Origin of the sequence: Dyadobacter sp. CY323, from assembly GCF_021390245.1 — a bacterium.
Taxonomy (GTDB): Bacteria; Bacteroidota; Bacteroidia; order Cytophagales; family Spirosomataceae; genus Dyadobacter.
In genome coordinates this window covers 85,231-96,523 of the sequence record NZ_JAJUXH010000008.1, presented here as the reverse complement: position 1 = coordinate 96,523, position 11,293 = coordinate 85,231, and the positions used below count along the sequence as shown (strand labels likewise).

Sequence of the window (11,293 nt, the reverse complement as noted above, 5' to 3'; positions counted from 1 at the left end):
AGCTTATCTTCCAATGCGACAATCGGTTTCCGAATGGTCGTGTTCAGGTTATAACCCCATTGCGCATTTCTGATCCCATCCAGGTTGAAGAAGTCATACGCATAGCGCACCACATTGCGGCTTCCTTGCTCTAAGAGATTGGACAGCGGCCCGGCCCGTTCAACCGACTGGTGCATGAGCGAGGTAGGTGGCCCGATCGGATGTCCAAACACCAAAATGTTCTTGATGTAGCCGGTCGGAAGGGTGTAAATGAGTATCGCTACAAAGATTGAGACCGCTAGTTTTACAAACCTTCCGAGGAAAGTTTTGATGTCAGGTGCAAGAAAAACGGTATAAAGCATGATCACAAAAACCGACGGCAGGAGTAATGCAAACGTCACTTTATGACCAAGTACGATCCCGAACGTCATCCCTGCGAGATACAGATATTTGTTCGTGCGGGTTGAATAGTAAGTAAACAGAAAGTAAAGAAGGCCGCTTAAATAGGCTGTCATCACGATATCCGTTTCTGTTGTTACAGCCTGCATCAAGAAATCGAGGAAGAACGCATAGGCGAGTGCACAGAAAAAGCTGGCGGATAGATTTCTACCAATCCGTTGTGCAATGCCAAAAACGGAAACAAGCGTTACATAATACGATAAATGATGAATCAGCTTGAATGCATTCTCGATTTTACCACTTATTAAATAACTGTAAATCTGAATGGTCGTGAGGCTTTTAGGATAGGTATCCATATTCCAGTTGGTGCCACCGAAATGCTCCATTGTCCCCCGCTGAATATACCTGACCGCCCGGTTGAGGTGACCAGTCATGCTATCCCATTCATTTGGAACAGTAAATAATACCAGGATAAGATTCGTTACGGCAATCACAGCAAGTGTGCCGAACATCATGATGAAAATCGTTTTAAGATAAGCGGAAAGCTCTTTTGTCCAGAGTACGAATGCGGACGCCCGGTTCGCAAGAAGCTGCCTGACCGAATAGGCCGGATTTTGACCAGCCAGATAAGGCCAGACAAAATAATGTACCAGTAATGTCAGGAAATTACCGGCGATCCATGCAAAAGTATTCGCGGTGAGATCCAGCGCGGAAAGTACGAATCCGGTTGGTATGATACTTCCTGCAAAGAGAATGAAGGAAGTGATGATCCATTCGGTAAGCGACGGCTGAGAAATCTTTTTTGCAACAAAGCCAATGCCGTATAAAAATAGCAAAAAGGATAGCCAGTAAAGAAAGACCATTCGACTAGAGTAATAGATGACCGTTGATAATGCCTGCTATCCGCTCAATATCTGAGTACGGAAGACCGACATATAGTGGCAAACTTAACACTCTTACTGAAATATCTTCTGAAACAGGGCAGGCAATTTGCCTCGGCATGAAAGAAAGCGTGTTGAGCGAAGGGTAAAAGTAGCGGCGCGGAATAACATCTTCAATGCGCAAAGCTTCCATTACCTTGAACATAATCTCTTCCGATGGAAATACAACCGGATAGTAGGCGTAGTTGTATTCGATGTCTTTGCTGATCTCAGGTTTATAAAGGATATTCCAGTCGAGCAAACTGTCATACGCTGCGAAAACTTCTTTTCGGGCTCGAATGATTTCGGGAACGTGAGGCAGGTTTACGAGTCCCATTGCAGCATGGAATTCGGAATTTTTTCCATTAATGCCTGCAAATTCGTAGGATTCATCTCCTTTGTGACCAAATGCGCGCAACAGGCCTAACTTCCTATCCAGCTCGGGATGATTTGAAATTAACGCACCTCCTTCGATGGTATGGAAGACCTTCGTGGAATGAAAGCTGCACGTGCTCAGATCGCCGAAAGAGAGTAGTGATTTTCCTTTATACGTCACACCAAACGCATGTGCTGCGTCATAAATGACTTTCAGATCGTGTTTTTTTGCAATGATTTCAATTGCTTCAATATCGCATGGATTACCATAAACATGCGTGGCAAGAATGGCAGTGGTCGCAGGCGTTATAGCCTCTTCGATCAATGCAGGATTGATGTTGAAACTTTTAGGATCAATATCTACAAATACGGGTGTGCAATTTTCCCATAAAATAGCATTAGTAGTGGCGCAGTAGGAAAAAGGCGTTGTGATGATATCTCCGGTGATTTCCAGCGCCTTAATAGCGATCTGCAGAACGATGGTGCCGTTTCCACAAAAGTACAGGTAATCAACTCCAAGGTATTCTTTTAATTCAGCTTCAAGTTGCTGTAAAACCGGTCCGTTATTCGTAAGATATCCACGATCCCAGATTTCGCGAACATAGCGCAGGTATTCCTCCTGATCAGGTAAAAAGGTCTTAGTGACGTTAATCATTCACTACGTGTTCAGTTTGGCGAATGGAAAAATTAAGTTGGGGGCGAATATATCCGGGCCATTTGCCATACCAGGTAACATTTTCACGATAGTCCTCAATATCAAATATCAGCGCTTCTTCCATGTTGTATAGCACGGTGCTGGTATCTTTCACAATCATCATGGAAACCACATAAGACCCGTCATTCAGAAAATTCCCGGGGATTTCGCAAGTACCTCGTACAAGTCCTTTTGCGAAAGGTTCTGACTGAGTACCTACATTAAAAATGCATTCGCCTGTAAAAGTATACAGGTGCATACTCAGGTTTAAGTTTGCCCCCTCAACCAAATTCCAGAATTCAAACTGAAAATTCATTGGCGTTCGAACATCGATGTGGTTCAAATCATCCTGATATTCCGGGAACAGCTTGAAGCGTTTCACTCGTACCTGATCATTTCCAGGTGCATTATCCATATTATCCCAGTGCTTTTCGAGCGTTTTGTGAGAAACTTTGCTGAGGTAATTGGTTACAATATGGGTAGTTTCTCCCTGGTCGATCAGACGGCCTTTTTCAAAATAAAATGACTTATTGCAAAGTGCTTGAATGGCAGTGAGATTGTGACTTACGAATAGCAAAGTCCTCCCACTTTCGGAGACGTCCCGCATTTTACCGAGACACTTTTTTTGGAATTCGGTATCCCCAACGGCCAGCACTTCATCCACAATCAGGATTTCGGGATTCAGGTGCGCGGCAATTGCAAAACCAAGCCGCACATACATTCCCGATGAATATCTTTTTACAGGTGTATCCAGGAATTTCTCAACGCCGGCAAAATCAACGATTGCATCAAAAGATTGTTTGATCTCATTTCTTGACATGCCAAGAATAGCGCCGTTCAGAAATATGTTTTCGCGGCCGGTCAACTCCGGGTGAAACCCGGTTCCTACTTCAAGCAAACTCGCAATGCGGCCTTCGATTTTTATCTGCCCGGTAGTAGGCTCGGTGATGCGGCTCAGAATCTTCAATAGAGTAGATTTCCCAGCTCCATTATGTCCAACGATCCCAATGCGATCACCTTGATCGATACTGAAGTTGACATCCTGTAATGCCCAGAATTCTTCTTTTTCGGCAAAATCAGAAAGGTCTTTTTTGTTGGAAAACAACTTGTCTACCTGATCAGAAACGATATCGCGAAGGCTCGAAGAGCCATTCTTTCGTTGGTGGTCGATGATATATCTTTTGCTGATGTTTTCAGCTACAATTACAGGCATGCCCAAGTCTTATTTTTCAGATATGATCTACGAACGTATTTTCTTTCTTCCGGAAATAAGTCAAAGATAATATCAATATCAAAAAGGAAATAACGGTCGTCGAGTATAAACTGTTCGGATTAAAATACACTTTATCTCCTAAAAGGCACCACCGAAAACCTTCGATGATCCCGACCAGAGGATTAAGATTGTAATACTTCTCAAACCAGGTACCCTTGGCAAGTGAGCTGCTGTAATTAATAGGGCAAATGTAAAAACCGATCTGCACTAGAAATGGGATCAGCTGGCCCACATCCCGGAAGCGTACATTAAGAACAGCAAAAAACAGGCCGAAGCCTAACGATGTAATAAATGTAAGTAAAATGAAGCAAGGAAGAAACACGACCTGCCAGCTCACCGGATAACGAAAAATCAGCGTTGCTAATAAAAAGATACCAAACGTGATCAGGAAATCGACAAACCCCACTGCTACCGAACTCAACGGCATAAGTAACCTGGGGAAATACACCTTTGATACCAGGTTGGAGTTGATCAGGATACTGCTGCTGATCTGAGTAAACGTGTTGGCAAAAAATGTCCAGATGGTCAGTCCACTGAGTACCGTCAAAGGGTAGGGAATCTCCGGATCACCTTTGACTTTCGCAAGATAACTGAATACAAACACCATGACAACGGTTGTCATCAGAGGTCTCAAAACACTCCAGGCGATGCCGAGAAGCGTTTGTTTGTAGCGAACGGAAATATCTCTTTTTGAAAGAATCCACAAAAGTTGACGGTTTAACCAAAGATCTTTCCAATAATCCTTTTCTGATCCGCCAGCCTTTATTGTGGTCGTGTGTTGAACTGTTGCCATTTTTACGCCTTCTCTACTTTTACTTCAGTGCTGAATACGGTTCTGAAATAGGTAAAAATCAAAGCAAGCATCAGTCCCGCCAATGCGCCTATTTTTGCATTCGTTTTATTTTCATGCTTCATATCCAGAGGTACCTTAATGCCCTCTATTTCCGTGAAAAGCGGGGCTTCTCTAACAAGAGACACACGCATCTTTTCAGCCTGGGCCATTGCTTCGTAATATAATTGCTGAAGGAAAGAGGATTTCCTCTCCATACTATTTGTAGAAACTTTTGCTTCAGGCAGCATAATTTGCTGGCTGTAATCCATTTGTTTCGCAAGTCTATTTTCAGCAATTCCCAAAACCGAGGCTAACGAATCTGCACGATGCTGGAGAAGGCGTAGTGTTTTTCTCGTTTTTTGAGTTTGATTTTCGGTGTACATCTCCTCAACGGTTGTAAGAAGTGTAGTTACCCACAAGCCAGCCAGAAGCTCATTTTCCATTTGTGTGGAAATGGAAATAAATGACGATTTCCGATCAAGAGAAGCAATTTCAGTAGATTCGGCCACTTTTTTTACAATCTCATTCAGAACGATCCTGGAACTGCGGTCCAGCTTCTTAAGATCATTCGTCTGGAACTTGAAAGTTTGCATATCTGGCCTTTCTTCCCAATCCGTTTCTTTAATACCACTGGAGTCGATGTAAAAGTTTGCCAGAATTTCTTTCTTACCATGAATATCAACCTCTTTCATGAGGTTACGTTCAAGGACGGGACGGGATTTAATAAAGTAGAAAAAATTCTCTCCCGTGAAGATGTTGGCATCTGGCGCAGAACCCAATCCAAGTAAACCGGCCATATCGCCCAAACCTGAACCCTGACCACCGCCCCCGAGGTTGAAAATGACGTTAGCGTCATATTTGGGTGCGCTTTTCTGGTATGTATCCATCGCATATCCGATACCGAAGCCGGCAAGCGGGAGAAGCAATATCCATATCCAGTTTCGATAAATGGCCGTTTTTACAACCAGTATCTTTTCGATAACTACTTTTGGAGACAGCTCGTCATCCGGTATTTGTTGTGTGGGTGTGATCATCGCTGAAGTTATCTTATGGAGCGGAAAGCCAAAACAGTTACAATTAATCCCATTACTGAACTCAGCAAGCCTGTTGCTGTCGAAATCGCTTGTTGAGTATTCAATGCCGGAGCAGCTCTTACAGGAACAAAGATCTCCGATCCTGGCTCAACTTTTGGATATACGTTGAAAAACAGGAATCTTCTGGTACGGTCAATATTTCCGTTGGGGTATTTAATGTATGAGCTCTTTCTCAGCGAAACAACTGTAAATCCTCCGGACTGTGAAATGTAATCCGTGAATGACATCCCTTTTCCGTATTTAACAGAAGTCGGATAAAGAACAGAACCCGCCACCTGAACTGTTTCCAGGCGTTTCGGAATACGGATGATGTCACCTTCCTGAACAATCAGATCTTCAAAAGACCCTGGATTTCTCAAGATATTTTTGAGGATAATACCGATTTTTTCTTCCTTAACATTCGGAGTATCGCCAATTATCATTCCTTGTTTAATGCTTTTTTCAGTGATTGCAGCCTGGTCAAAATCGGTAGGTTCTTCCAGGTCTCTCACCAAAGTTCTGCGTAGCAGTGTGGCTCCCTCCGGATAGGCGAGATCAGTAAGACCACCAGCTCTCTTTATGATATCACTGATTTTGTCATTCTTGTTAATAATCGTGTAAGGTCCTGTAATCAAAACTTCACCTTCCACAAAAACAGTTTGTTGTTCGACGTAGTTCGGTGAGCGGCGAACGATGACCTGGTCAAAAGGAAGTAATGGAAAGCCCGATGCCTTGCTGTTTAACGAAAGATCTCTGCTAACATCAAATTTGAACACTTCTGAAATCTGAGCATTCGCTGCACCGGCAATGCTGTTTCGTTTACGCCTTACTACTTCCACTTCCGACGTGTAAGCAGACTCTTTCAGACCGCCAGCTTGTACCAGCACATCTTCCAGTGTCATGTCAATGGTATATGGGAATTTGCCTTCGTTTTCGCCGAGCTTTGTGTTGTTCACTTCACCTTCTACGCTGATGTAGGCAGATTCGGCCATATCAAACTTTGATGGAACGATGACCTGATCGAGACGGGTAAGTATCAGGTCGGGAGTTACATTATTAATGATATCGGTATAATTGATTGGAATGCTTTGTATAACCAGATCATCCCGCGTTCTGAGTACACTTACACGCCCCACGAACGCATCTTCGCGAAAGCCTTGCGCATTCTCAATGAGTTGTTTTAAAGTCGGGGAATTATCCAGCGAAAAATTACCCGGACGCATCACCGCGCCTTCGATCGTTACGATATTTTCAAAGCGGTCGAGGACTGTTCCGACATCGACAGAATCGCCGGTAACAACTTCAAATGTATCAAAGTCGGGCTCAGCCACATCCAGCAATTTTCTTTCTTTTGAAGTAATCCGTTGGATTTTAAGTCTGGCTCGATATGCTTTATCCATAAATCCACCGGAATAACGCAGCATATCCCCCAGCTTTTCCTCTCCTTTCAGTTCGTAAATACCGGGACGTTTAACCATACCGGTTATTTCCGCTCTTTTAAGATAGTATCCGACAACGATGTTATCGTTGTCCTGAACGCGGATGTCGCCGTCAATTTTACCATTTACGAGGTAATCATAAATGTCAATATGCGATACAACTTTTCCTTGGCGAACGACACGGACATCACGGAAAGATCCAATTTCATTTGGACCTCCGGCCTGATAAAGTGCGTTGAATGCAGAGGATAAAGAAGACATAGTATACGTCCCAGGGTTAATTACTTCTCCCGTTACAAATACCTTAACCGAACGAACCTCGCCAAGTGTGACCATCAACTTAGTCCGGGCAGTTTCACCCCCACCTCCAATTAGCCCTGGGACGAATTTAGAGAACTTATCAATAAGTATTTTCCGTACCTCCTCTATCGTCCGGCCGGCTACGTGGACGGGGCCGAGCCTCACGATCTGGATATTGCCATCTTTATCTACAGTCGTCTTGTAGGAGCTTTCAGCGTAGTTGTAAATGTAAATATTGAGCTCGTCACCAGGCCCTACAATGTAATTAGTAGGTGTAGAGATCTGTAAATCAGGTATTTGATCGAGTTTCTTGTCGGCAAAAAGTGAATATCCGTAGATTTTCTGGCGAAACGCTTCCTTCTCCTGTTCCGCCGGACTAAGCGTTGTCGAAGTATTCTGGTTAACTTTACTTTGATCGTTACCAGATTCATTGCCTTCTGTTGCAATTTTTGCCTTATCCACCGTTTTTCCCTCATTGGATTGGGGATTGTTGGAGTTGGAAGGTTGATTTCCCTGCGTATTCCCTGATTGGGGAGAATTCGCATTTGCAGGCTGGTTACCAGTTGTATTTCCCGTCGTATTGCCTCTTGGCGCCCCTGATTGCGGGTTTCCCTGGCTACCGGTAGATGCCGGGCCTTGTGTTGAAGGAGCTGTTGGAGTTACCTGTGAAAACGCGGGTAGGGAAACAATGAAACTGAGTAGGTAGGGAAGTAGAGATTTATAACTTTTAGTCAATGTGAGTCTGTTCATAGGTAGAATTATTGTTCCATTGAAATGCTGAAAATTCATTAAAACTTGTGCGTTAGACTAGTATTTTTGAATTTAGGATCCTAGCATGTTTAAGTTTTGAATGTGCATATGATAGCAAAGTAAATTAGATTTTTCCTATTTTTAAACAATTTCTAGTAATCGGCCTGAGGCATAGATCGCGTAAAGTTATAACAGCGTAACGATAAAAGATTAAAATTATTAAAATACAATATTTAAAAACAGTAAACCGGCGGGCAATATTCAAATATGGAAAGTTCAAACGTTCAGTACGACGAGAATAGCATTAAGTCACTTGACTGGAAAGAGCATATTCGGCTACGCCCCGGAATGTACATTGGGAAATTGGGTGACGGCTCGTCCATTGACGATGGTATATATGTGCTCGTGAAAGAAATCATGGATAACTCCATTGATGAGCATATGATGGGCAATGGCAAGACGATCGAGATCAAGATCACAGAACATCGGGTTGAGGTGAGAGATTATGGCCGGGGAATTCCTCTGGGTAAGGTTGTAGACTGTGTTTCAAAGATCAATACGGGTGGAAAATACGATTCCGGCGCATTTCAGAAGTCGGTAGGTTTAAATGGTGTTGGTACCAAAGCGGTAAATGCACTTTCCCAGTATTTTAAGGTTCAGTCTTATCGTGACGGCAAATCCAAGCATGCCGAGTTTCATCAGGGTGAACTGATAAATGAATCAGGTGAAGAGCCTAGCAACCAGCGTAATGGTACACACACGGTGTTTGAGCCGGATGGTATTATTTTCAAGAATTTCAGGTATATACCTCAGTACCTGGATAATATGATCTGGAACTACTGCTATCTGAATGCGGGATTGACCATTAATTTTAATGGAGAAAAGTACATTTCTCAAAACGGTTTGCTTGATTTGCTCCGCAGCAAGTCTGATCCCGATTCGCTGCGTTACCCGATCATACATTTAAAGGGTGAAGACATCGAATTTGCGATGACCCACGGAAACCAATATGGCGAAGAGTATTACTCTTTTGTAAATGGTCAGTACACGACACAGGGAGGAACGCACCTCGCAGCGTTCCGGGAAGCGGTAGTGAGAGCAGTTCGCGAGCATTTTGGGAAGGATTATGCGCCGGAAGACATCCGTTCATCGATTATAGCTGCCGTTGCGATACGAGTTCAGGAGCCTGTTTTTGAATCTCAAACAAAGACCAAACTTGGTTCTAATACCATTACGCCCGATCCGAACAGTACAACCGTCCGGACTTTTGTAAACGACTTTATTAAAGAAAGGCTGGATAACTTTCTTCACATGAACCCCGAATCGCGCGACGCCCTGAAAAAAAGGATCGAGCAGTCGGAACGTGAAAGAAAAGAGCTTGCGGGTATTAAAAAGCTGGCTAACGACCGTGCGAAAAAAGCCAACCTGCATAATAAGAAACTCAGAGATTGCCGGCTGCACCTGACGGACCTAAAAAATGAGTTTCGCTATGAAACCACATTATTTATCACCGAGGGTGACTCGGCCAGCGGTTCAATCACAAAATCACGGAACATACAAACTCAGGCAGTATTCAGTTTGCGGGGTAAGCCTTTGAACTGTTTTGGATTGACAAAAAAAATCGTGTACGAAAATGAAGAATTCAATTTGCTTCAACATGCATTGGACATTGAGAATGGGGTTGAAAATCTTCGCTTTAACCGGATCATTATTGCTACGGATGCGGATGTCGACGGAATGCATATCCGCTTATTATTAATGACGTTTTTTCTCCAGTTCTTTCCCGATCTTGTACGAAACGGGCATTTATTTGTTTTGGAAACCCCGCTTTTCAGGGTTAGAAACAAGAAAGAAACCATTTATTGTTATAGCGATGAAGAAAAGCAAATGGCGGTGCACAAATTGGGAAGTAAGCCCGAAATCACGCGTTTCAAAGGTTTGGGGGAAATTTCGCCGGAAGAATTCGGCAAATTCATCGGTGAAGATATGCGGATCGAACCTGTAATCCTTCAAAAGGAAACTTCAATCCAAAAACTGCTCAGCTATTTTATGGGAAAAAATACGCCTGAGAGACAGCGGTTTATTATTGACAATCTTAAAATCGAGAAAAATATTGACGAGCTTGCACTCGCAGGCTAGTATACTTGCAGCCATTTACTCATTAGAACATTTAGAAATTTTTCTGTGGAATTACAGGACCTACGAGACCGAATTGACACACTCGACGATCAGCTATTGAACATTTTGAACGAGCGGATGGAGCTTGTCAAGAAGGTTGGAGAGCTGAAACGCTCGTCGCAATCGATCATTTACCGCCCGGAAAGGGAAAAACAAATTTTGGATCGTTTAGAAAAATGCAATAAGGGACTTTTGACCCGCCAGGCGATCGACACCATCTTCTTTGAAATATTCGCGGTTTCGCGAAATTTGGAATTGCCCGAGCGCGTGTCTTACCTCGGTCCCGAAGGCAGTTTTACACATCAGGCTGCGGAAAGCCGGTTCGGCGGGATGAGCGAATACCTTGTTTTGCCTACCATCCACTCTGTTTTTGAAAGCGTGGAGACGGGCCGTGCGAAATTCGGGGTGGTGCCGATCGAGAATAATCAGGAAGGCATGGTGATCGAAACGGTTGACTTTTTGAGAGAAAAAAACCTGTCGATCGTCGCGGAAGTCTTGTTACAGGTGCATTTTACTTTTGCTTCACAAGCTGATACGTTAAAGCATATCCGGCGCATTTATTCGAAGGATATCGCATTCCGGCAGTGCGGCAAGTTCATTAATGAATATCTCGAAGGTTTAGGTATCGAACTGATCCCGGTGGAGTCGACGTCAAAAGCAGCAAAAATGGCTTCCGAGGATCCGGATGCAGCCGCCATTTGCTCGTCGATTTCTGCGCGGCTATTCGGGGTGCCTATTTTGTTTGATAATATCGAGGATAGCGATCAGAACCGCACGAGATTCCTGATCTTGGCAAAAGACTTTGTGAATGTAAAGAGCGACGACGATAAAACGACCATCATCGCAAATTTGCCAAATACAAATCGTCCCGGGGTACTTTATGAGTTCCTGAAAGATTTTAACGACCGCGGCATTAACCTTACCAAAATCGAGAGCCGGCCATTACGTGGAGAGGCGGCGTTCCGTACCTGGTTTTTTGTTGAATTTATTGGCCACATCAATGATAAGCCGGTTCAGGAAATCATGCACAAGTATGGAACACACATGAAATGGCTCGGAAGTTATATCCGGATATCATAAA

Annotated in this window: 8 protein-coding genes; 2 read left to right on the top strand and 6 right to left on the bottom strand. The window is 43.6% G+C overall.

The window, feature by feature from the left end; all coding sequences use genetic code 11:
- From LZG72_RS14315 to LZG72_RS14290, 6 genes are all read right to left on the bottom strand, one after another.
- Positions 1-1,241, bottom strand: a 1,241-nt coding sequence (locus LZG72_RS14315) for a glycosyltransferase family 39 protein (RefSeq protein WP_233873402.1), incomplete at its 3' end; no start/stop codon positions are given.
- A 4-nt stretch (positions 1,242-1,245) separates the two neighbouring features.
- Entirely contained in the window at positions 1,246-2,328 is a 1,083-nt protein-coding gene (locus tag LZG72_RS14310; protein ID WP_233873399.1) for a DegT/DnrJ/EryC1/StrS aminotransferase family protein, read from the bottom strand.
- Positions 2,321-3,580, bottom strand: coding sequence for an ABC transporter ATP-binding protein (locus LZG72_RS14305; RefSeq protein WP_233873397.1), 1,260 nt, complete (start codon positions 3,578-3,580; stop codon positions 2,321-2,323). Before LZG72_RS14305 ends, LZG72_RS14310 begins: the two co-directional genes overlap by 8 nt.
- Positions 3,581-3,596: 16 nt before the next feature.
- Positions 3,597-4,433 carry an ABC transporter permease gene (locus LZG72_RS14300; RefSeq protein ID WP_233873394.1) on the bottom strand — a complete coding sequence of 279 codons (837 nt, stop codon included), beginning with the start codon at positions 4,431-4,433 and terminating at the stop codon, positions 3,597-3,599.
- 2 nt (positions 4,434-4,435) lie between these two features.
- A complete protein-coding gene (locus LZG72_RS14295) occupies positions 4,436-5,506 on the bottom strand; it encodes a hypothetical protein (protein WP_233873391.1) in 1,071 nt (356 codons plus the stop codon).
- Between the two features lie 8 nt (positions 5,507-5,514).
- Positions 5,515-8,034, bottom strand: a complete 2,520-nt coding sequence (locus LZG72_RS14290; protein ID WP_233873388.1) for an SLBB domain-containing protein — start codon at positions 8,032-8,034, stop codon at positions 5,515-5,517.
- Between the two features lie 267 nt (positions 8,035-8,301).
- Here LZG72_RS14290 and LZG72_RS14285 point away from each other — a divergent pair, with 267 nt between their 5' ends.
- Both LZG72_RS14285 and pheA read left to right on the top strand, forming a co-directional pair.
- Positions 8,302-10,173 carry a DNA topoisomerase IV subunit B gene (locus LZG72_RS14285; protein ID WP_233873386.1) on the top strand — a complete coding sequence of 624 codons (1,872 nt, stop codon included), beginning with the start codon at positions 8,302-8,304 and terminating at the stop codon, positions 10,171-10,173.
- Positions 10,174-10,218: 45 nt separating this feature from the next.
- Positions 10,219-11,292, top strand: coding sequence for a prephenate dehydratase (pheA, locus tag LZG72_RS14280; RefSeq protein ID WP_233873383.1), 1,074 nt, complete (start codon positions 10,219-10,221; stop codon positions 11,290-11,292).
- Position 11,293 lies beyond the last annotated feature (1 nt).